At 42.6% G+C, this 22709-nt stretch carries 21 protein-coding genes; 7 read left to right on the forward strand and 14 right to left on the reverse strand.

Annotated features, from left to right (window positions below; translation table 11 throughout):
- The first annotated feature begins 2 nt into the window (after positions 1 to 2).
- Both J3P43_RS03920 and J3P43_RS03925 read left to right on the forward strand, forming a co-directional pair.
- Complete coding sequence (locus J3P43_RS03920; RefSeq protein ID WP_255899278.1) at positions 3 to 773, forward strand: exodeoxyribonuclease III; 771 nt, start codon at positions 3 to 5, stop codon at positions 771 to 773.
- Positions 774 to 775: 2 nt separating this feature from the next.
- The gene (locus J3P43_RS03925; RefSeq protein ID WP_255899280.1) at positions 776 to 2080 is read left to right on the forward strand and encodes a M20/M25/M40 family metallo-hydrolase; all 1305 of its coding nucleotides are present in this window, start codon (positions 776 to 778) and stop codon (positions 2078 to 2080) included.
- Here J3P43_RS03925 and J3P43_RS03930 read toward each other — a convergent pair.
- The 5 genes from J3P43_RS03930 to J3P43_RS03950 all read right to left on the reverse strand — a co-directional run bounded on the left by J3P43_RS03930 (position 2077) and on the right by J3P43_RS03950 (position 8389).
- On the reverse strand, positions 2077 to 2565 hold the full coding sequence (locus J3P43_RS03930) for a GNAT family N-acetyltransferase (RefSeq protein ID WP_255899282.1): 489 nt from the start codon (positions 2563 to 2565) through the stop codon (positions 2077 to 2079). The two genes, J3P43_RS03925 and J3P43_RS03930, sit on opposite strands and share 4 nt — an antisense overlap.
- Positions 2565 to 3131, reverse strand: a complete 567-nt coding sequence (locus J3P43_RS03935; protein WP_255899284.1) for a thiamine pyrophosphokinase — start codon at positions 3129 to 3131, stop codon at positions 2565 to 2567. The genes J3P43_RS03930 and J3P43_RS03935 overlap by 1 nt, the downstream gene beginning before the upstream one ends.
- A gap of 21 nt (positions 3132 to 3152) precedes the next feature.
- Positions 3153 to 3788 carry a thiamine phosphate synthase gene (locus J3P43_RS03940; RefSeq protein WP_255899286.1) on the reverse strand — a complete coding sequence of 212 codons (636 nt, stop codon included), beginning with the start codon at positions 3786 to 3788 and terminating at the stop codon, positions 3153 to 3155.
- A gap of 5 nt (positions 3789 to 3793) precedes the next feature.
- Positions 3794 to 5452, reverse strand: a complete 1659-nt coding sequence (gene pafA, locus J3P43_RS03945; protein ID WP_255899288.1) for an alkaline phosphatase PafA — start codon at positions 5450 to 5452, stop codon at positions 3794 to 3796.
- 480 nt (positions 5453 to 5932) lie between these two features.
- Positions 5933 to 8389, reverse strand: a complete 2457-nt coding sequence (locus tag J3P43_RS03950; protein ID WP_369414777.1) for a TonB-dependent receptor — start codon at positions 8387 to 8389, stop codon at positions 5933 to 5935.
- Between the two features lie 610 nt (positions 8390 to 8999).
- Between J3P43_RS03950 and J3P43_RS03955 the strand changes: the two genes are divergently transcribed.
- The gene (locus tag J3P43_RS03955) at positions 9000 to 11900 is read left to right on the forward strand and encodes a DEAD/DEAH box helicase (RefSeq protein WP_255899290.1); all 2901 of its coding nucleotides are present in this window, start codon (positions 9000 to 9002) and stop codon (positions 11898 to 11900) included.
- Here J3P43_RS03955 and aat read toward each other — a convergent pair.
- The 9 genes from aat to J3P43_RS04000 form a co-directional block, all read right to left on the reverse strand.
- Positions 11881 to 12528, reverse strand: coding sequence for a leucyl/phenylalanyl-tRNA--protein transferase (gene aat, locus J3P43_RS03960; RefSeq protein WP_255899292.1), 648 nt, complete (start codon positions 12526 to 12528; stop codon positions 11881 to 11883). The genes J3P43_RS03955 and aat overlap by 20 nt on opposite strands.
- Before the next feature lie 162 nt (positions 12529 to 12690).
- Positions 12691 to 13836, reverse strand: a complete 1146-nt coding sequence (locus J3P43_RS03965; protein ID WP_255899294.1) for an acyltransferase family protein — start codon at positions 13834 to 13836, stop codon at positions 12691 to 12693.
- A gap of 172 nt (positions 13837 to 14008) precedes the next feature.
- Complete coding sequence (locus tag J3P43_RS03970; RefSeq protein ID WP_255899296.1) at positions 14009 to 14671, reverse strand: TonB family protein; 663 nt, start codon at positions 14669 to 14671, stop codon at positions 14009 to 14011.
- A 72-nt stretch (positions 14672 to 14743) separates the two neighbouring features.
- Positions 14744 to 15118, reverse strand: a complete 375-nt coding sequence (gene rbfA / locus J3P43_RS03975; protein WP_255899298.1) for a 30S ribosome-binding factor RbfA — start codon at positions 15116 to 15118, stop codon at positions 14744 to 14746.
- A 16-nt stretch (positions 15119 to 15134) separates the two neighbouring features.
- Complete coding sequence (hflX, locus tag J3P43_RS03980; RefSeq protein WP_255899300.1) at positions 15135 to 16337, reverse strand: GTPase HflX; 1203 nt, start codon at positions 16335 to 16337, stop codon at positions 15135 to 15137.
- A 73-nt stretch (positions 16338 to 16410) separates the two neighbouring features.
- The gene (trpC, locus tag J3P43_RS03985) at positions 16411 to 17217 is read right to left on the reverse strand and encodes an indole-3-glycerol phosphate synthase TrpC (RefSeq protein ID WP_255899302.1); all 807 of its coding nucleotides are present in this window, start codon (positions 17215 to 17217) and stop codon (positions 16411 to 16413) included.
- A 2-nt stretch (positions 17218 to 17219) separates the two neighbouring features.
- The gene (locus tag J3P43_RS03990; RefSeq protein ID WP_255899304.1) at positions 17220 to 17798 is read right to left on the reverse strand and encodes an anthranilate synthase component II; all 579 of its coding nucleotides are present in this window, start codon (positions 17796 to 17798) and stop codon (positions 17220 to 17222) included.
- A gap of 1 nt (position 17799) precedes the next feature.
- The gene (locus J3P43_RS03995; RefSeq protein ID WP_255899306.1) at positions 17800 to 19227 is read right to left on the reverse strand and encodes an anthranilate synthase component I family protein; all 1428 of its coding nucleotides are present in this window, start codon (positions 19225 to 19227) and stop codon (positions 17800 to 17802) included.
- Between the two features lie 217 nt (positions 19228 to 19444).
- Positions 19445 to 19897 (reverse strand): cytochrome B, encoded by a 453-nt coding sequence (locus tag J3P43_RS04000; protein ID WP_255899309.1) that lies wholly within the window; start codon positions 19895 to 19897, stop codon positions 19445 to 19447.
- Positions 19898 to 20029: 132 nt separating this feature from the next.
- Between J3P43_RS04000 and J3P43_RS04005 the strand changes: the two genes are divergently transcribed.
- The 4 genes from J3P43_RS04005 to J3P43_RS04020 all read left to right on the forward strand — a co-directional run bounded on the left by J3P43_RS04005 (position 20030) and on the right by J3P43_RS04020 (position 22687).
- A complete protein-coding gene (locus J3P43_RS04005; RefSeq protein ID WP_255899311.1) occupies positions 20030 to 20233 on the forward strand; it encodes a hypothetical protein in 204 nt (67 codons plus the stop codon).
- Positions 20234 to 20309: 76 nt separating this feature from the next.
- The gene (locus J3P43_RS04010) at positions 20310 to 20687 is read left to right on the forward strand and encodes a response regulator (protein WP_255899314.1); all 378 of its coding nucleotides are present in this window, start codon (positions 20310 to 20312) and stop codon (positions 20685 to 20687) included.
- Between the two features lie 80 nt (positions 20688 to 20767).
- Entirely contained in the window at positions 20768 to 21391 is a 624-nt protein-coding gene (msrA, locus tag J3P43_RS04015; RefSeq protein ID WP_255899316.1) for a peptide-methionine (S)-S-oxide reductase MsrA, read from the forward strand.
- A 48-nt stretch (positions 21392 to 21439) separates the two neighbouring features.
- Positions 21440 to 22687, forward strand: a complete 1248-nt coding sequence (locus J3P43_RS04020; protein ID WP_255899318.1) for a M16 family metallopeptidase — start codon at positions 21440 to 21442, stop codon at positions 22685 to 22687.
- The last annotated feature ends 22 nt before the right edge of the window (positions 22688 to 22709 follow it).

A 22709-nucleotide genomic window follows, 5' to 3' on the forward strand; every position in this document is an offset into this window, starting at 1 on the left:
AGATGAAGATTGTAACCTATAATGTAAATGGAATTCGCTCTGCATTTAGTAAAAACTGGCTTTTATGGCTCCAGACGGTAGATGCTGATGTAGTTTGTCTGCAGGAAATCAAAGCAAATCCGGATCAGCTGGCTGAGCTTTTAACCCATATAGAGCTTATGGGATACGAGCATTACTGGTATCCGGCACAGAAGAAGGGATATAGTGGTACCGCAATTTTAACCAGGCAAACGCCGCTAAAAGTGGAATATGGCTGTGGACACTGCGATTACGACTTCGAGGGTCGTATTTTGCGCGCCGATTTCGAAGGGCTTTCGGTAATGAGCACCTATTTTCCGTCCGGCTCAAGTGGTGATATCCGTCAGGATTTTAAATATCGTTTTCTCGAAGACTTTCAGCAATATATCGACACGCTGAAACAGGAGCGTCCAAAAATGGTTATCTCTGGTGACTATAATATTTGCCACAAACCTATTGATATTCACAATCCGAAATCAAATGCCAACTCGTCTGGTTTTCTACCAGCCGAGAGAGAATGGATGGAGAATTTTGTAAGTACAGGTTTTATCGATTCGTTCCGGTATTTTAACCAGGACCCGCACCATTATACCTGGTGGAGTTTCAGAGCGGGAGCGAGAAAGAAGAACCTGGGCTGGCGTATTGATTATAATATGGTAAGCAAAGAGCTTGAGCCTCATCTAAAACGTTCGGCTATTCTGTGTGAGGCGGTACATTCTGACCATTGCCCGGTTTTGCTCGAATTAAATATCTAAACATGAAAGTATTTTCTCTGATGGTTTTCGTGCTTTTTCTGTCTTCCTGCGTTTTGCAGAAAGATGTTGAACGCCTGGTGAACCAGAAAGATGTAGAAAGAATTATTCGCACGCTTGCGGCCGATGATATGCAGGGCAGGGCCGTATTCTCGCCAGGTATTGAAAAGGCAGCAAAGTTTATCGAGACTGAATTTCAGGCTATTGGTTTACAGCCGCTGGATGGATTAAGCGATTTCAGGCAGGATTTTTCTATGCTGAATATCTCGCCTTCTTTGATTAGCGCCACTGTGAATGCTGAGCCTGTAGAAGAAGATAATATTGTAGTGGTTACCGATCAGCCTGCATTGAACTGGACGCAGGCTAGCGGAGTCGCGGTTCATTATATCAAAGAAGGAGAATCTTTTACATCCCGGTACGGAGATATTATGAAGCAGGGCAAACCTGCGGTTGTTTTTGTTGCCAACGAGTTTGTGAGTTCTTTTAAGCAGATGCACCGTTATTTTATGGGCGACAGAGTAGTAAAAGAGCAGGTTAAAAAGCCTGAGATGGTTTTTATTTTGGGTGCTCCGGATGTAAGCGAATTTAATATCCAATTTGCCAATAAAATAGAGAAGTCGCCTCTTTTTAATGTAGCGGGGGTAATTCCAGGAAAGACAAATCCTGATGAATACGTGATCTTCTCTGGTCATTATGATCATATAGGGATTATCGAAGAAGCAGCCGGAGACTCGATTGCTAATGGTGCCGACGATGACGCATCTGGAGTGACTGCGGTTATCACGCTGGCGCGTTATTTCAAAAAGTTAAACAATAATGCACGCACTTTAATATTTGTGGCCTTTACGGGAGAAGAGTCTGGAATGCTCGGTTCACAATATTTCTCAACCCAACTTAAGCCCGAGCAGGTTACGGCCATGTTTAATATAGAAATGATAGGCAAGCAGTCTAAATTCGGCCCCAACACCGCATTTATTACAGGCTTCGAGCGATCGGACTTCGGAGCTATTTTACAAAGAAATCTCAGCGGCACCGGCTTTGCTTTTCATCCCGATCCTTATCAGGCGCAAAACTTATTTTACCGCAGTGATAATGCATCCCTGGCAGAACTCGGCGTTCCTGCCCATACCATTTCGACGGTTCAAATAGATCAGGACAAATATTATCACACTGTAGATGACGAAGTAGAAACTCTCGATATCGGCAATATAACGGCAACGATAAAAGCCATTGCATTGAGTTCCAGGTCGATTGTGGATGCTGTAGAAACACCGAAGCGGGTTGCATTAAGGGAAAGAAAGACTCCCTAAACAGGCATTCTCATAATATAATCGTTGAGGAAAAACGTGTGATAAGGGATATCTACTTCCTTCACAATTGAGAATCCATACTTTTTATAAAATTCCAATGCGGGATTGGCGCGGTTAACATTGAGCTCCATTATCTCTCCGGCTCGATCGATAATTTCTTCCCTGATATAGTTCAGCAACTTTTTGCCAGTGCCTTTCCCTTGTTCCTGAGGTAAAATATATAGCTTGTGGATTTTATAAACCGCAGGATTCGATTCAACTAAGGAATAAGAAGCGAACGCCACAGCCTGCTCTTCTTTCTCGGCAAGGAGAAAATGTACATCCTGATCAAACTGTTCGCTCAGACTTTCAAGAGAATACATGTCATTTAACATGAATTCTATCTGAGATGCCGAGAGGATTTCGCGGTAGGTGTTTTTCCAGATAGTGTTGGCGAGGCGATTAATTGCAGGGATGTCGGTTTTTATTGCAGTGCGAATTATCATTACAACGTTTCGGCAATAAAAGTAAAAGACTGGTCGAATGTCATGGTATAAAACCCTTCTTTTTCAGTTTCGAAAACATGTTCGGTGATCGGAATCAAACCATCAACTCTGAGGTTGTTGGCTTCGAGCAGGATTTCTATTTCTTCGCCTGCTGTTTGCCATTTACTAAATCCCGGTTTCACCGGAAAGATCTTTTTAAAGGGCGTAAACACAACAATATCGATCCTTTCGACATAGAGTGCATAATCTTTCGCAACAAATGTATCTGTAATGATATTGACCGCCGGGTATTGTTCACCAGTCAGAAATTTCAATGCATCCTGCAAGGGATTATCTTCGGTGTGGATAACAACTGTTTGGGGTTGGGCGATATACGACTGACTCTTGCTTATCACCCCATCTATTTTGATCCCCAGAGAATCAACCGCTTCAAACATCGCCTCATCAACGATCACGGTAGGGCTCCACTCCAGCAACTGTCCCAGGTTTTCATGGTCAAAACCCTCGAAGTTCATGATGAGTAACGCAGGCTCCTGTTTCTCCCGTATGATATGGTGCGACGACATAGAAGCTAAAGTACTGAAGTCTTAATATAGTTTTCGATAAATTTCTTTGAAAGCAGCAGCAGGATTTTCTGCTTTACTAACTGCGGCGGATATCGCTACGCCAAATACACCTGTTTCTGCTATTTTTTCCACGTCCTCTATTCGCACTCCGCCTACCGCTAAAACAGGAATTTTGATGTTGTTTTTCGCCATACTTTCAGTGATAGATTTATATCCTTCGAGCCCTAACACAGGGTAATCGTTTGGCTTAGTATCCGTTAGGCTAAACGGCCCGCAACCAATATAGTCTACCGCCTGGCTGGCGGCTATTCGTAAAATGTCATCAAACGTATTGGCAGAAGCCCCCAGAGTTTTCTCTGTTCCAATGGCTTGCCTGATGGCTTTGAAATCAGCCTGCATATCTTCTATATGTACGCCTTGAATATCAGCCTTGTCGAGCAGATGGATATGATCTGTTATAATAAGTGTTGCTCCCCAGTCGTCGCAGATGGCAGCTATTTGATGTGCTTCGTCCAGAAGTTCGTCATCATTTTTTGTAAAACAGCGGTATTGCACCCATTTGCAGCCCGCTTCGCAAGCTAATTGTGCCTGAGTTATATGGCTTCTGTTCTCTAAATCCTGGGTTAAGTAATGCAGTTTGGAAATGAATTTTTTCAATGCTGTTATTTTAATACTTCTGTGATAGGTTGTCCGATATTTCCGTTAGGTTCCTGGATATGTAGCAGCGCTGATAGAGTTGGCGCAACATCACTCATGCTTACCAAACGATGCGTTTTTCCTTTTTTTACTCCCCAGCCCATAAAGATTAATGGAATGTGCGTGTCGTACGGATTCCAGGTGCCGTGAGTGGTGCCCGTTACCTCGGTGCCGTAGCCCTGATAGTAACCCGCATTCAAAATAATTTGAATTTCGCCGCTGCGCTTTTCGTTGTAACCGTTTATAATACGTTGCTTTAACGCATCGGGAATAGGCTCATTACCGATGTTTTTCAGATCTACAACATACGTTACGGCTTTTTGGCTTTTATAATACGCAATAACATCCTTTTTTACGGCGCTTAAGTCGATCCCTTTTTCGCTTATTAGAGGATAATTGAAATGTACCTGATAATTAAAAAGGTTCCTGACGATTTTGTCGCTGCCATATTTCTTTGCTAACAAGTCGTTTAATTCGTTAAGGCCACGGCTGGAGTTGTTAGTTCCGTTCCACAATCCGCCGGGAATTTTATGGTCGTTTAAAAAGTTGGGATTGTGTGCTGCACCATGGTCAGCCGAAAGAAAAAGAGTATACTCACCCTTCCCAATAGCTTTGTCGAGATAGGTTAAAAAGTCGGCTACATCCTTATCAAGTCTCAAATACATGTCTTCAACCTCCACCGAATTGGGACCGAACTGGTGTCCAAGATAATCTGTTGACGACAGGCTAACGGCCAGAAAATCGGTAAATCCGGATGCCCCTAATTTCTCATTTTGAACGGCTGCTTTCGCGAAATCCAGCGTAAGCGTATTGGCAAATGGTGTATTTCTGATGGTATTCCAGTCGCTGCTCCGGTTTACCGGAATATCGTGAGGAAAAACAGGGGCCTCTTCGTTCTTGTATTTCCCTTCGTATCGCGGCGAATTGTCCGGCGAGCTTTGTTTATATGTTTCTATGGGATATAAGGTGGTCCATTTTTGAGTAAGATATTTTTCGACCAGCTTCTGCCCGTTAAAGGCTTCCACCCATTGGGGAAGGTTGGCCCGGTAGTAGCTGCTGGTTATCCAGTTTCCTGTTAAGTCGTCGTACCAGTAGGCAGCATCAGCAGAGTGTCCGGCCGGCAAAATTCCGCCTCTGTCTTTCAATGCAATTCCAATAGCTTTTGAGCGGAAGTTGGTAGCCAGTTTAAGTTCATCTGCCACGGTTGAAGTAAGCATATTTCTGGGCGACATTTTTCCGGCGTTCGATGTGGTGCCGACTGAAGTTACGGTAGAATCTGATGTGCAATACATGCGCTTGCCGGTATTTTGCTCTATCCAGTCGTTGCCTGCAATGCCGTTTATTGAAGGCACAGAGCCGGTATAAAGACTGGCATGGCCACATGCGGTGTAAGTAGGTATGTAAGTGATCTGGGTGTTTTCGCAATTGAATCCCTCAGCAATCAGGCGTTTAAATCCCCCCGAGCCGTAGCGATCGAAGTAGCGGTAAAGAAAGTCCCAGCGCATCTGGTCAACAACCAAACCCACCACAAGCTTTGGCCGGGGTACACTTGTTGATTTTTGTTGAGAATATGAGGCCGCGTAGAATGTTACTAAAAGGGCTAAAAGGCAATATTTCAATTTCATTGATTACAAATAACGTTAACACAAATCTCGGCTTTAAGATTTAATGTAGTGTTAATTTTGAGATATTATAATGATTCAGGCAGTTTATATCTTGAAGTTAGGCCTGTGAGACACAGGCGCCGGAATATCCGCACGTCAAATCAGCGAAAGGACTGTTGTTTTTGCTTCCTATCCATATTCTGTGTTCACGAACATCCACGGTTCAATGGTCTGTGAGACACAGAACACGGGAGAGATACCTCCGCCCACGGTCTGTGTCTTCAAAGAACGTTTACAATGCGGATATAACAGCTATAGTGAGACACAGACCAGGATTATAGGAAAGCCACTTATGCATCCAGCTAACACGCTATCCTCCCCTCCTTTTTTCAAGGAGGGGACTAAGGGGTGGTTTCTTCGCTTGTGATTTGTGTCTTTCCTACGATTAACAAACAGGCTTCAGATCTACAAAACACGCATCATCCTGGTTGATCCTACCCATTAAAACTTCACGCTCAACGATAACAGAAAGTTAGTCCCCGCCTGCGGGTAATAGTAATTCTCGGCAACCAACGTCCCTGCATAAATATAACTAAAAGCGTAGCCATTGCTCTCATAGCGCTCATTCAGAAAGTTGTTGATTAAAAGAGCCAATCCAACATCCTTTAATCCTTTATACGCGGTATTATATCGCAGGCGAATATCATTCACAAAGAATGCATCGAGTCTCCGCGATTCATTTTGCGTATTATCCAGGTACTGCTTATCGACATATTTACTCAGGATTGCAATTTCTGCATTCCTGAAGGGTTTGTAAGCAAGTTCGCTTGAGCCGATAAAAGAGGGCGAGAAAGCAATATCCTTGTTTTCGAAAACATTGCGTTGTTCTGTTACCGTGCCATCCTCGTTATATACCGGAATCGCTTCTACGAAATTTTCGTTCTTGTTTCTGCTCAGAGCCGCGCTAAAATTCCATTGCAGCGCCGGTATTATCCTCCACTGTCCGTCAAATTCCAGACCCAATCTGTAGCTCTTGTCAACATTCTGACGGATGGGTTCACCCACATCATTTATTTTTCCGGTGAGTACCAGCTGGTCGTTATAGAACATACCATATGCATTTAAACCGGCGCTATAGTTTCCGCTGTTGCGACGATAGCCGAGCTCTATGTTTTTGAGATTTTCAGATTTCAAACGGGTTGCCGAGTAGATATAATCATCACGGTTGGGCTCTTTGTTGGCTACCGCGATAGAAGCATACACATTGCTAAGTTGATCGATTTGATACGTTAATCCAGCTTTCGGGTTAAAAAAGTGAAGCTTATCTTTTTGATTTAACTCCCGGCGATATTTGTCGGTCCCCGTTATGGTATAGCGCACGCTGCGGGTTTGAAGGTCGGCATACAGATTGAACTTGTTCAGCTGATAATTTACCCTCCCATAAACATTAAAGTCAGTCTTAAATCCATTACCATCATAATATTTTTCACGAATGTTGCTGTTTGGGGAGTAGCTCGACCAGATTACTTCTCCAAAATGCTGGCCGTCGTATTCATTATATGCTCCGCCAAGGCTTAAACTCAGATCGCTCGAAGGATTGTAATTTAAAGAATAGGTCACTCCATAAAAATCGTTATCCAGCCAGCGGCGACGGATCAGGTCCGTTTCAGAAATGGTAGTACCACCGATAATCAGATCCGCCAGGCCATAACTTTCAAAGGCCTGCGAGTTTTTGAATTCTTCGAAATAGCCTCGTCCATAGGTATAATGAAGGGCGGTGTTTACGTTTAATTTATTTGAGAAGGTGTGGGTGTATAGAAGCTGATAATGGTCTTGAGTATAATTATCAGTCTGATCATCGTACAGAAATTGGCTGTATTTTCTGGGGCCGGAGTCAAAAAGATTGATAGAATCGGCTATTGTATGATAAGCCGAGCCAAGATTATTGTAGTAATGATTTAACAGGGCGTCCTTATCGCCTCGTAATTTCGCTTCGGGTACCCCATTCCAAACCTGGAAAGTTTTTTCTGAGCCCGAAAACACGTTTGCACGGATCAAATCTTTCTTGCCATAGTATCCTCCGCTTAAAAAGTACGAACGTAGTTTTGACGAACCCCGGTCGATGTATCCGTCCGACAAAATCCGCGAAAGCCGGCCATCGAAGGTGAATTTTCCTTTTATCAAGCCGGTTCCCACCATTACGGTATTTTTAACTGTGCCGAATGAGCCGGCCGAATTATTCAGCTCGGCATATGCCGAGTCGCGCAGGGTAGTGGTTTGAATGTTCAAACTTCCGCCAAAGGCACCTGCGCCGTTCGTCGAAGTGCCCACGCCGCGTTGGATTTGAATGTTATCAACCGACGAAGCAAAATCAGGCATGTTTACCCAGAAGGTACCCTGACTTTCAGAGTCATTGTACGGAATTCCGTTCAGCGTAACGTTTATCCGGGTGGGGTCGCTTCCGCGGATACGGATTCCGCTGTAGCCGATACCGGCGCCTGCGTCTGAAGTCACTACAACAGAAGGAGTTTGATTTAGCAGGTAAGGCAGATCCTGTCCCAGATTGTTCTTTTCGAGTTCATTGCGGTCCACGTTGCGGTAAGTGGTGGCAGAATTACTTGTGGCCCGCGTAGAACGTACTATAACTTCGTCGGTTACTACGCCGCCGCGTTCTAAAGAAACCCTTAACTTCTCGTTAGAATTTAATACTACCTGCTGACTGAAAGTACGATATCCCAGGTATGAGATGGTTACTAAGTAGGTGCCTGCTTTAAGGTTCGGGATGTTAAAATCACCCGATGGGTTTGATACTGTTGTAAGGCCTCCCGCAGCAACACTTGCTCCGGCTAAAGCTTGTTGGGTCGACCGGTCAGTAACTGTTCCGCTGATAGAAAATTGGGCTAAAACCAGTTTTGGCAAAAGCATTGCCAGCATGGCGAAGATGTGAATAGTTTTCAATTGAATGTGTTTAAGTTAAACCTGATATACGGCGGGGTTCGCATATCTTAACTTGTTTTACCTCCCTACGCCGGCATTACCCGGATCAGGTGCTCCTTGAAGGTCGAAGGGTTAAGGGCCAATGGTAAAGGGGATAACCTTTTACCTTTCAGCTTTTACCTTTTAGCTTCTTAGATGGGTGTAATCTCAGCCTGTTTTTGTGCTTGGGAATAATTGCAAGCAATCATTCTTTACAAACAAGGCACCCCTTATGATGGGGCAAAGGTAGAAATTTCCTGCTTAGATACGAACTGGGTTCCGCACTTTTATCAATAGGCTTCTGTATTTTATCGGTAAGCCTCCGCGTTTTATCAATAAGCATCCGGGATTTATCAATAAGCTTCCGCACTTTATCATCAGGCGCCCGCGTTTTATCAGTAGCCCCCGCATTTCATCAATAGCCGCTCCTGGTTTGTGAGCAGGCCGGGTTTTACCAGGTTAAGGTGCATAAGTTCACAACTTTACAGTTCAGCTACAAACTTTGTAATCTCCTCTTTGCTTTTCACCATAATTCTCTTTAAGTTTATCATTTTTTATCTGCTTACTTAGACAACTTTTTCACCATTTGTCAATGTTACGCGTAGATAGCTCCAAACCCTGTAAACTAGTTTATTCACTCTGTAAACACGATTTCTTAGGTTATTTAATCGAACCTCACGTGGTGCAGCTCAATCAGGACGGAGATTTCTCTCTTACTCATCAACGTTTATTCTCTACTACTGCCAAAGAGTTTTCTAATATCCTCGACGAGACCGATATTAAGCTAATTAAGATCCTGGAAGAAACAGAGCAGGGCCATATTATCCGCCGTTATCACAAAAAGCCGGTCAGGCCGGTTGAGTTTTTCAGTAAGACTTTTGATCAGAAACTTTACGATATCATCAGGCCCAAGATTGAAAAGCGAATGGTAGAAGCGTTCAGGCTTTTAACCGATAGAGCCTTGTTTTCTATGAGTAAGGAAGGCTGGCCGGTTGAGAGGAAGATTCAGATAGCCGATGAGGCTGCGTCCGTACTTTTCCATTTTAGAAAGGGTGAAGAAGAAACCCGGTACTTTCCAACCATAAAGTTTAAAGGCATCAGGATCGAGTTTATGTTTAAAGATGCACAGGTGGTGTGTAACGAACCCGGCTGGCTGCTTTTAGAAGATGTTCTGTATTTCTTCGAGGGGGATATTGAAGGAAAGAAATTACAGCCCTTTCTGAATAAACGGTTTATATCTATCCCCAAATCGTCAGAAAAGGCGTACTTCCAAAAATTTGTAGGGCCTCTCATTGAAAAGCATCACGTGTACGCCGAAGGGTTTACCATCAATACTGAAAAGTTCGATGCTATCCCGGTGCTCAAGGTGATTTTTATCCCTGGCGGAATCTCTCAGCTTCAACTTTACTTTAAATACGGCAGTTACGTCTTCCCGGCTGGTAGCACTACTAAAGTTACGGTACGCCTGGAAATGGAAGGCGATAATTATGTTTTCCATCGCATAAAGCGCTCCCTGAGTTGGGAGAAGTCTAAACTTGATGAAATTATTGGCCTTGGTTTGGAAACCGCCAGTTCTTTATTTCTCAACCTGGAAGTGAAAAAGGCTTTTGCAGAGGATGAAGACGCATCTTTTAGCGTGATCAACTGGTTAAACGAAAATCATGAAGAACTTAAGCAGAAAGGCTTTGAGATTGAACAGCCCGATGGTAATAAACGCTTCTTATTTGGAAGCAGTAAGGTAGATCTGGAGTTTAAGGAAGGTAACGACTGGTTCGACCTGAACGCCGTAGTGCATTTTGGGCCTTATCAAATTCCCTTCATGGATTTGCGTCATCACATTCTTCACAAGATCAGGGAATTTACTTTGCCTTCCGGCGAAGTTGCGGTCATCCCCGAAAAGTGGTTCGCTCAATTCGGTAACCTCCTTAATTTTACAGAAAAGGGCGAACAAGGGTTAAAGCTTAAAAAGCATCACATTGGCCTGATAAACGATTTCGCAAACAGCGACCTCGCATCTGTTACAATGGACAGGAAACTTCAGAAGCTGGCCGGTTTTGAGGAGATAGAGGATGTTGAAGTGCCGAAAAACTTTAAGGGACAGCTGCGCTCGTATCAAAAAGCAGGTTATAACTGGTTTCAGTTTTTGAGGAATTATAATTTTGGCGGCTGTCTGGCCGATGATATGGGGTTGGGAAAAACCGTACAAACGCTGGCATTACTTCAAAAAATAAAAGAAGAGCATGCCGAAACCGGAACACCAAGTACTTCCTTAATCATTATGCCAACCTCTCTGATCTATAACTGGGTGAAAGAGGCCGAGAAATTTGCGCCTTCCTTACGCATTCTGGAACATACCGGCACTTTCCGAAGTAAAGATGTAGAGCGTTTTATGCGTTATGATGTGGTTTTTACAACCTACGGAATTACCAGGGTGGATATTGATTATATTAAAAACCTGTATTTCAATTATATCATCCTCGACGAAAGTCAGAATATCAAAAATCCTGCATCAAAGGCATATAAAGCAGTAAAACAGCTTAAATCAAAAAATAAACTTATTCTGAGCGGTACTCCGGTAGAGAATTCGGTAAACGATCTGTGGACACAGATGTCGTTCATAAATCCTGGTTTGCTCGGCAACCAGCACTTCTTTCAGAATGATTTTGTAACGCCTATCGAAAAAAAGAGAGACGAAGAAGCCGCAAAAAAGTTGCAGGCGCTGATCAAGCCCTTCGTTTTACGGCGCACTAAAGATCAGGTAGCTACTGAGTTGCCACAAAAAACGGTGCAGTTATTTTACTGCCAGATGGGCGAGGAGCAGGCACAATATTATGAGGATGTAAAATCAGAGTACCGTAACGACTTATTGCGTTCACTTGAAGATGGAACCTTTGCAAAGTCTCAGATTCAGGTTTTGCAGGGATTAACCAAGCTACGGCAGATAGCTAACCATCCTTCCATGATTGATAAGGATTATGAGGGCGAGTCCGGAAAGTTTGAAAACGTTATTCATACGCTTCAAAACGTGTTGTCGCGAGGACATAAGGTATTAGTGTTTTCTCAGTTTGTAAAGCAGCTGGAAATTTACCGGAACCATTTTGATACAGAGAAAGTACGCTATGCTTATCTTGACGGCTCAACACAAAACCGGGGTCAGGTGGTCGAAGAATTCCAAACCAACAATGAAATTAAGCTGTTTTTGATCTCATTAAAAGCCGGAGGCGTGGGATTAAATCTTACCGAAGCTGACTATGTATTTATGCTCGATCCCTGGTGGAACCCGGCCGTTGAACAACAGGCGATCGATCGTACGCACCGTATCGGCCAGACCAAAAAAGTATTTATTTATAAGTTTATCACCAAGGATACTGTGGAAGAAAAGATCCTGGCGCTTCAAAACAGAAAACGTTCAGTTGCAGAGTCACTGATTACCACAGAGGAGAGTTTTGTAAAATCTTTAAGCGCCGAAGATATCAGAGAGATCCTGAATTAGGGCCCAATATCTGCATATATTCTTTTCGTGAGATAAATTCCGCACCCATGCTTTCCAGGTGCGGTGTGTGGAACTGACAGTCAATCAGGGAGTATTTTTTGTTTTGACAAAGCCAGGTAAGTGCTGCTTTCGAAGCATTGCTAACCCGGCTAAACATACTCTCACCACAAAATACATTTCCTGATTTTACGCCATAAAGCCCGCCAACCAACTCCTCATCCTCCCAAACCTCTATCGAGTGGGCAAAGCCTGTTTTATTTAAACGGATATATGCCTCTTGCATTTCTGGTATTATCCAGGTACCATCCTGATCTTTTCTCTTGGCCGCTGCACAATTTTTTATCACGTCCTTAAATGCAGTGTTTTCGGTGATCCTGAAAGTGCCTGACTCAAGTATCTTACGCATGCTCTTCGAAATTTTTACCTTTTCGGGGAACAATACAAACCGCTCGTGCGGAGAATACCAGAGGATTGGGGTATCTTCAGAGTACCAGGGAAAGATTCCGAGACTATAGGCCAGTTGCAGACGTTCTACCGAAAGATCGCCGCCAATGGCCAGAAGCCCGTCCTTTTCGGCCAGTTCGGGATCGGGAAACAGGAGCAGTTTGTTTTCGAGTTTAAAAATCACAATTAAAATTGAACCGAAGTTAAACCATCAGCCGGATAAACAGTCAAAAATTAAAGTAGATTTTAGAGATACATTTAGAAAAGTTTTGGGGTTATAGTTTAGATTTAGTTTTAATGCAAAACGGCCGATGCGAATCGGCCGTTTTGTTTTCTTAAAGTTTTCTTACGCCGCCTCGGTCTCAACAGCAATCCTGCGCTCCTGAGCGGAGACCTGGATCGGTGGAAATGCTTCGGAAATCACTTTCTCCGGTTTCTTTAGTCCTATCATCCATGAAAGGTTGGAGCTTTGTAAGGCTTTAACAGCCACAAACGTCAACGTATACACCAGAAAGAATCTGGTAAACTGGTACTCATACATGTCCATGATGCTGAAACTGGCAAGTGTCCTGATATCGATCTCCCCCATCACTAAAGGAAGGAAACTAAATACCAGGATATAATGAATGAGTGAAATGCCATAGGTGGTTTTCCGTGGTTGAAGAAAGCTCAGCCAGTTGAAGTTTTTAACTCTCAGGATCAACGCAAATGCTGACAGAGAAAAGATAATATTGCTGATACGTAAGGTGTTAATTGGGTCTATACTTTTTACAGAATATAAATATGCAGCTTCCTGAACTCCCAAAAACACAGTGATAGCTATAAGCAGTACGAACCAGCGGCGGGAAATTTTCGTTATGAATTCGTCGATTTTACTTAAATGGAGATTTATTTGTACTCCAAGCCAGTAGAAAAATACAAAGCCGAATATTGCCATGGTATGTAGTGGCATAATCCATTCGGTGTACACATTAACGCTGTAAAAACTTGTCAGTAAAAAGAGTGCAAACCCAAATTTCCACGAACGTATCATGTTTTTGCTTAAAAGCAGTACGGCAGTGCAAAAAAGGAAGTTGATAATAAACCAATAATTAGAATGCAGATATACGGTTTTCGCTCCCCACCAAACAGTAGAGATAGCCAGCTTTAGAGAAGCACCCGAATTTAGATGGATTATAGCTGGGATAATGGCCAGTATGGACAGAAACGCCAGCGACCAGAAGAGCCATGGCTTGAAGATGTTATGAATCCGGCGCTTTAAATAGTCGGCAGCGCGATACCGTTCGCTATTCTCCGCAAACAGGAACCCCGCGATAATAAAAAAAGAAATAGTACCAAACTTTACCAGCTGAATGCTTGTCAGATAGGCCCAGAAGGTTGCTGAATCTGGTGTATATACATAAGAACCGATATAGGAAGTATGCTCTGTCACAATTGAGAGCATTGCAATGCATCTGATATTATCAACGAACTGATAGGCCGGTTTTGCCATTAAATTTTAAGATTGATCGAAAAACTAAAACAACTTGAGAGCGCTCTAGATGTGATAAATCTGTAACTTGATGGTATACGCAGCCCGAAGCGGAAAAGTTTAGTTTTTAGTTAATATTCTTCTCATCTTTTTGGGTAAGCCACATTTAAACGAAAACCATAGGAAGATGTGCTTATTGACAATGCTCAGCTAAGATTTGATCAGCTTTGTCGCTTCCTAATTTCCGAACAAGATTAAAATCCTCACAAGCAGATTCCTTGTCGCCCTGACGAAGTTTTTGTTGCGCCTGCCTGATCGTGCGGTCAAAAAAACGATCATCGTAACCTAATTGCTGTTTCAACTCGAGAATTCTTGCTTCGTCTTCGGCAGAATAGGATCCGCCGGATTTCTTATCGTAAAAGTTAATCACTGCTTTGGTGAGATCCTGCTTTGCCTTGTAAGCGACTATGGCATCCCTGATGTCTTCGGCCGACCGTTCGTTGCAATTATATTCTTTTAGTGCGAAGTTGATCGGAATAACGATGGATTGCGTGGTGTCGAATGCAGCCGGAACCTTCCATAAGCCAGACGTGAGCCGAACGATCCTTAAAGCCTCGATATCTAAGTCGACACCAAAGCCTTTTTGAACTTTAGATCCGAAAATTTCCCCTTTTTTTGTCAGTTTAAAACGGATATTCACCGTTCCTTGAAGGCAGTTTTGCTTTGCGTATTCGGGATAAAGCATATTCCTGGCGATAAAGAGGTTCAACCCTCTTTGGCCTCCCTTGAATTCGGGCACATTAGTAAAATTACCCGGGGTGGATAGCCAAAGAATCAGTGCCAGAATTAAATTCATCACCTAAAGATAACGAATAAGATGCGGCTTTAGTTGGAGATGTACCCAAGAATAATTTAGGCGTTCCCAATATTATTCTTCCGTGTCGGGCTGTCGCGGCTCCTTGCTGATTTTATCAAATATTTGATCCATCCGCTCTACGTACGAGTTAGTATCGTCTAGGAAAAATTCAAGCTGCGGTACAATCCTCGCCTGGTTTTTAATCCTGGCGCCTAGCTTATACCTGATCTCGCTTGCGTGAGCCTTGATAGTATTCAGAGCAAGCGTTGTATTGGCGTTATTAAAAAAACTTAAAAAAACCCGTGCAATGGCGAGGTCGGGTGTAATCCGAACTTTGGTTATCGTAACCAGGGTGTTCGGTAGAAAGTTCATCCCTTCGCGTTGAAATATTTCTGCTAAATCTTTTTGAATAACCCCTGCGAACTTCTGCTGACGTTTTGATTCCATAGTGTAATTCTTAATTTTAGTTTTCGCCTTCTATATCAGGATATAACAAGGCATCGTAAGGGTATCTTTCCTGATGGATAGCTTTTACTTTGGTATACAGTAAATTGCGGAACTCATCGATATTCTCTTTGTTGATCGCCGAGATAAATATTGCAGGACTATTATGTTTTCCCATCCAGCTATTCCGGAACTCGTCAAGACTTAGAGTTTCTCCGGTTTCCATATCCGGCTCGGGCCTGTAAGCATCTATTTTATTAAATACCGTAATCACCTCCTTGTCTACCGCCCCGAGATCTTTTAAGGTTTCGTTCACCGTTGTAATCTGATCCTCAAAAGTCGGGTGCGAAACGTCCACTACATGTATCAGGATATCAGCCTCGCGTACTTCGTCCAATGTTGATTTAAAGCATTCTACCAGGTGATGCGGCAATTTACGGATAAACCCTACAGTATCCGAAAGCAAAAAGGGAAGATTTTCGATCACCACTTTTCTAACAGTAGTATCCAGGGTTGCAAACAGCTTGTTTTCTGCAAATACATCCGACTTGGACAACATATTCATGATGGTAGACTTACCTACGTTTGTATAACCTACAAGCGCAACCCTAACCAATTGTCCGCGGTTTTTTCGCTGGGTTTCGTTCTGCCGGTCTATAATTTTCAAGCGTTCTTTAAGAAGCGCAATTTTATCCTGGATAATCCGCCTGTCCGTTTCAATCTGGCTTTCACCAGGTCCTCTCATTCCAATTCCACCTTTTTGGCGTTCAAGGTGAGTCCACATCCTGGTTAATCGCGGAAGCAGATATTGTAGTTGAGCCAATTCCACCTGCGTTCGGGCTTGAGAAGTTTGGGCCCTCGAAGCAAAAATATCGAGAATGAGATTACTTCTGTCAAGGATCTTAACCTGCAATTCACGTTCAATATTTCTAAGCTGCGACGGACTTAATTCATCATCAAACACCACAATGTCGATCTCCTCTGCCTTTACATATTCAGCAATTTCTTCCAGTTTACCGGTGCCTACAAAGGTCGCGCGGTCGGCTCGCTGCATTTTTTGTGTGAAAGTTTTCTCTGTTATCCCGCCCGCAGTGTCTACCAGAAATTCAAGCTCCTCCAGATACTCGCGCTCTTTCTCCTCCGTTTCGTTTGGGGTAATTATCCCAACCAAAACAGCTCTTTCGGGTTTTACTGCGGTATCAAAGAATTTTTGTTTGCCCATATTTTATACATCTATTTGGTGATTGCTGCACATTAAGGTAACAACAAAACGGGAATACTGATTTAGCTAATCGTTATGCGTTTATTTGTGCGACAAAATCTTTCATCGCCTCACCTGGATTTGCTTCTCTCATAAAGTTTTCGCCAATCAAAAATCCATTAAAGCCAGCCTGCTTCAGATCGCGAATGGTTTTAGGGTCACTGATTCCGCTCTCTGATATTTTCAAAAAATTGTCTGGAATAAGGTTCACCAGGTCGTAAGAATGTTGTAAGGATACCGAGAAGTCGGCCAGATTCCTGTTGTTCACACCCACTGCGTCCAGGTCGTCGCAAACACTGCGCTCAAGCTCTTCCTGATTATGCACTTCGAGTAAAACACTTAGTCCCAGATTTTTAGCCGTATTCGCAAATTTCGCAATAGATTCAGGTGTTAAAATTGCTGCGATCAACAAAATGATGTCTGCACCAATAGCTTTTGCTTCAATTATCTGGTACTCGTCCAGAATGAACTCCTTTCGCAAAATCGGTATTGTATTCGCTTCCCTTGCTTGGAGAAGATCATTTATCCGGCCTCCGAAGAACTGCGAGTCTGTTAAAACTGATAAGGCAGAAGCGCCCGCATCTGCATAGCCCTGAGTAACATTCGCTGCACTGACCTGATCGTTTATTATTCCTTTTGACGGCGATGCACGTTTAAATTCAGCAATAATTCCTGTCTTCTCGGGCGATAAAACAAATTCCCTTAGTGAATAGCATTCACGATGGAAAAGGTCTTCTTCTTCAAAACGGCTAATTGGAACTCGGGCCCGCGCTTCAGCTATCTCCGTTAATTTATGCTTTACGATTTTATCGAGAATGGTTGCACCTGTTTTTTCTGCCATGATTAATTAGTTGCAGGGTTATCTAACCAGTTTTTTATCATTTGTTTACCGTTTTCGGTAAGTACAGATTCGGGGTGAAATTGTACCCCGCGAACGTCGTATTTAAGGTGGCGAAGGCCCATGATAACTCCTTCAGTATCTTTTGCCGTTACCTTTAAATCGTCGGGTAAGCCCTCGCGGCTAACGGCCCAGGAGTGATATCTGCCCACATTAAAAGTATTCGGAAGCTGGTCAAATAAGCGTTCGCTCTGATCCAAAACCTGCATAGCGGTTGCCCTTCCGTGAACCGGGTACGAAAGGTTATAAAGGCTTCCCCCGAAAACTTCTGCTATGGCCTGTACCCCAAGGCAAACTCCCAGGATGCTTTTGGTGGTCGAATAGGTTTTTATAACATCAAGTAACAATCCAGCCTCTGACGGGATGCCTGGACCCGGAGATAAAACAATTTTATCAAAAGCTTCTATGTCTGCCAACTCAAATTTATCATTCCTCCAAACCGTAGGTTCATGGCCGCATTCATTTAGTAAATGAACCAGATTAAAGGTAAAGGAATCATAATTATCTATTACTAATATCTTCATTTTAAGCCTTTTCTAAAGATGGTACAATTGTCTCCGCCAGTTTAATGGCCATCCGGAGTGCCATGATCTTATTGTTTACTTCGGTTAGTTCACTTTGCGGGTCAGAATCTGCCACAATTCCCGCACCAGCCTGGTAGTGAAGTACATTGTTTCTGCTCATAAGCGACCGGATCATGATGGCATGATTGAAGTCGCCATTAAAGCCCATAAAACCGATGGCTCCGCTGTAAAAACCGCGTGGTCCTTTTTCGAACTTATCTATCAGGGTCATGGCCATATATTTCGGAGCCCCGCTCAAGGTGCCTGCCGGGAAAGTGTCGCCCACAACGTTAAAAGGATCCGAGCCGGGTTTAAGCTGCCCTGTAACTTTTGACACAAGGTGAATAATATGTGAATAATATTGAACCTCTTTGAAGGCTCTTACCTCTACGTTCCGGCAATGTCTGCTAAGGTCGTTTCGAGCCAAATCTACCAGCATTACATGTTCTGCACTTTCTTTCGGATCATTTTCCAGCTTTTCTGCCAGTTCGGCATCCATAATATCGTTGCCGGTACGCCTGAATGTACCTGCAATCGGGTAAATGGTAGCTTCGTTATTTTTTATAGTGAGCTGCGCCTCAGGAGAAGAGCCGAATAGCTTAAAATCTCCATAATCAAAGTAAAACAGATACGGCGAAGGGTTTATTGAGCGTAATGCCCGGTATACATTAAATTCATCCCCTAAAAACGATTGTGAAAACCCTCTCGAAGGAACGATCTGGAAGACATCACCACGATATATATGCTTCTTTAGGTCGTCAATAACCTTTAGAAATTCGTCATCTGTAAAGTTCGAACTCTCATCGCCCTTGCTCTCAAAACGATATTCGGGAAAGTTTTTATTTTGGATAAGATACTGGATTTTTTCTATGCCCGAATCTTCATCGGCCGAGGTACGGTGTTCGAAAAGATAAAGTTCATTTTTGAAATGATCTATTGCAATTACATATCGGTAAACATGATATTGCAGCAGCGGAATATTTCTTGGTCCCGAGCGGTCGGTTTGTAGTTTAATGTCTTCAAAATGTTCGATGCTCTCGAATGTAAAATAGCCGAACAAACCATTCGAGATAAATTTAAAAGGTGTTTCTTCTGTCGACGTAAAACTGCTTCTGAACGAAGTCACCTCCTGCATTAAATCCAGTTCGGGGCTTGCCTGTTTGCTAACAGTGGTGCCGTCTGGATAGTAGCACGATAAGGTGCCCTCATTCATAGATATTCCGGCAATGGGGTCGCAGCAAACATAGCTCATGCTGTTTTCTCTGCTGTGATAATCAGAGCTTTCTAAAAGAATACTGTTCGGAAATACATCCCGCATCCGAAGATAGATACTCACCGGGGTGGTGGTATCTGCCAGTAACTTTTTATAAGAGGTATGTAATTTGTACATAGTATTTAATTATTCCTTCCTTAACAGAATAGGATAGACCAAAAAAAACCCGACGGAATTCGTCGGGTTGATATATAATGTCGTTTTAGTGCTTTTTACGAAACATATCTTTACCAGACGCGAGTTGCATCCTGCCACCACCAATTTCTGATATGTTTAAAATTCATCATGAGCACAAAAATAGAAAGAAAAACAAAACTGTCAATAGTTTTCCCCATTATCTTATTTGCCATGCTTCTCTGTCGCCTATCATGGTAATGGCCACAAAAATAATGATTAGTGCGATGCTATAAAAAATGGCCACTTTTCGGTGTTTTGCAACACTATCCAGCAGTTTTTTCGATTTTGAATGTCCGATCGTGATTAACGCGATTGCAATGAGCATCATCACAGTATGCTCAACCGTCCAGTAACGCAGATTAGAATCTTTCATCGCTACAGACATATCGCCGGCTTTGGCAAGCGGACTCATGAAATACAATATCAAACCCAGAAGAAATTGGATATGTGCACTAATCAGCGCAAAGAGATTGATTTTTCTATTTCCAGGGCTGTAGTTTTTTTTGCCTAACCATCCGGCAAGGCTGGAAAGGATTGCAATAACCAAGGTTATCAGAACAACATATCTCCAACCCGAGTGAGCCTTTAAAAGCAAAGAGTAATATTCCATAGCTGTATTTTTTTTTCGAAATTAAGAAAAATGATCAGTTATTAAGACGTGATCCATAATTAACAAAGCCTTGATATCAACTTCGTTTTAATTTAAAAGACCGCGCATACTTTTGTGATAAATACGTCTGCTATGTTAGTTTTCACACCATATAAAGATATTGAAGAAGTACTTAAGTATTTTATCGACTTTCTCCCTGAGCCTCAATCCAAGGGAATTTCCTCAGTTGTAAAATATGCCAGAATCGACAACGAGAATGTGATTTTACGCGCAAAAAAAAGCAAATCGTATCTTGGTTTTTCCTGGAACTTCGAAATCACAGTCGGCGGCGTCTAAGGTCTTTTTCCATTTCTTATTTTTACAAACAAGTGCTGCCGGCTATTGTATTATAGATGCAACACTTAAGATAAACATGGACAAAAGAATACTAGTTATAGAGGATGAGGACAATGTGCGGGAAACGCTTGATCTGATTTTAACGAACGCCGGCTTTAGCGTACAAACCTCTGCTACGGGAATTAACATTTTTAATATCATTGAAGAATTTAAAGCGGATGTTATTCTGCTGGATGTAATGCTGGAAGAGCTTGACGGACGAGATATTTGTAAAGCCATCAAACAGAATCCCGCAACTACCCATATTCCCGTAATTATGCTTTCTGCTGTGCCAGATATTTACAATGCGATATCGGATGTGGGAGCGAACGATGTGATATCAAAGCCATTTGACGAGAAAATACTTCTCAGCCGGATTGAAAGGCAGCTGACGAATTCAAATATTCATTTATAGGAGATTACCGATCTGTCAGGATTTTTTTTGCGTACTTAGGGAATATATTATTTTCTAAGATTTTTCGTTTTTAATCCGATATGAGATATTTTTTGATCACTATTCTTTTTGCAGCATTATTTGCCTGCAATTCTACCGGTCAACCCACAAAACCTGTGCAACTGCCTCAGATGCAATCAAAAGCTGTTGCAGTTTTTGCTGAAGGATGTTTTTGGTGTTCAGAGCATATTTTTGAGGAGATTGCCGGGGTAGATTCGGCCGTTTCCGGGTATACAGGCGGCCGGACAAAAAATCCCACCTACGAAGAAGTGTGCACAGAGACCACCGGCCATGCAGAAGCTGTGATGGTATACTATGATCCTAAAAAAGTTTCCTACACTGATTTACTTGACGCTTTCTTTACATCGCACGATCCAACCACCAAAAATCGGCAGGGACCCGATGTTGGAACATCTTATCGTTCCGCCATATTTTACAATACACCTGCAGAAGAAGAGATGGTTCGAAAGGCTATTATGAAATGGACTCCAGCATTTAAGAATCCTATAGTAACCGAGGTTTCGCCGCTGAAGGTATTTTACAGAGCAGAAGAGTATCATCAAAATTATGCTGCGGTAAACCCCGGTAACTCATATATACAAAACGTATCGATGCCACGTTTCGAGGCGTTTAAGCGAGAATGTAAATTAAAGCTAAAGGAATAAATAATATCGAACATCCATTACTCTGATATTATTTATCTTGCATCCCACATGGATTATCAGGTCTTCAGCCTGCCCAACGGCATCAGGCTTCTACATAAATCAACCCCTTCGTTATTATCGCATGCGTGTATCATTATCAACGCAGGTTCGAGAGATGAGAAAGCCGGTAAAGACGGCCTGGCCCATTTTATTGAACACCTTCTTTTTAAAAAAACAGAAAAGCGAAGTACAAATCAAATTCTCAACCGATTAGAGCTTGTAGGCGGCGATTTGAACGCCTATACGACCAAAGAATATACCTGCATACACGCCTCTTTTTTGAATGCTTACCTTGAAAGGGCAATAGAACTTTTTCAAGACCTTGTTTTTCACTCGGTATTTCCTGAAGAAGAATTAGTTAAGGAGAAAAGTGTAATTCTTGATGAAATTGCATCGTATCAGGACCAACCAGAGGAAGCTATTCAAGACGATTTTGAAGACCTCTTATTTGCCGGACACGCCCTTGGCCGTAATATTTTGGGAACAAGTGAAACGGTAAAAAACCTTCAAAGGCCAGATATTCTGAACTTCATCGAAAGTAATTACAATACTCATGAGATTGTAGTGGGCGTGTTAGGTAATTACGATTTCAAAAAGCTTTGTAAAGTCTTTACTAAGCTGTATTCACACATTCCTGAAAACAAAGTGAGCCTGACACGGGCCCCTGTTGCTGGCTACCAGCCTCAATTACAACGCTTAGAAAAAACGATCACTCAAACGCATTGTATTATCGGTAACCAGGCCTATTCTATTCACCATAAAAATAAAACCGGATTATTGTTGCTGAACAACCTTCTTGGAGGGACTGGAATGAGTTCGAGGCTAAACCTGCAGATCCGCGAAAAACATGGTATAGCCTACACTATTGAATCAAATTATACCGCTTTCACAGATACAGGAATATTCTCCATTTACTTTGGAACTGATGCAGAGAAGTCAAAAAAAGCCCATGCATTGGTGATGAAAGAGTTGAAGAAGCTTAGAGAGAACAAGCTGTCGGCCGTGGCTTTGCACCAGGCGAAGCAAAAGTTTACCGGGTTAATTGCTTTGGGCGAAGAAAACCGGATCGGCTTGATTATATCGATGAGTAAGAGCCTTACAGACTATGGGAAGGCCGATACGCTGGAAGAGATCTATGCTAAAGTTAACGCAGTTACCTCAGATCAGGTCCTTGAAATTGCAAACGAAATATTTGATCCATCTAAACTAACCACCCTTGTATTCGAGCCTTCGGATGAAATGGCTTTGCAAGAGTGATCTCAGCAAGGAAACATACTTT

Source organism: Paradesertivirga mongoliensis (assembly GCF_024436395.1).
GTDB lineage: Bacteria > Bacteroidota > Bacteroidia > Sphingobacteriales > Sphingobacteriaceae > Paradesertivirga > Paradesertivirga mongoliensis.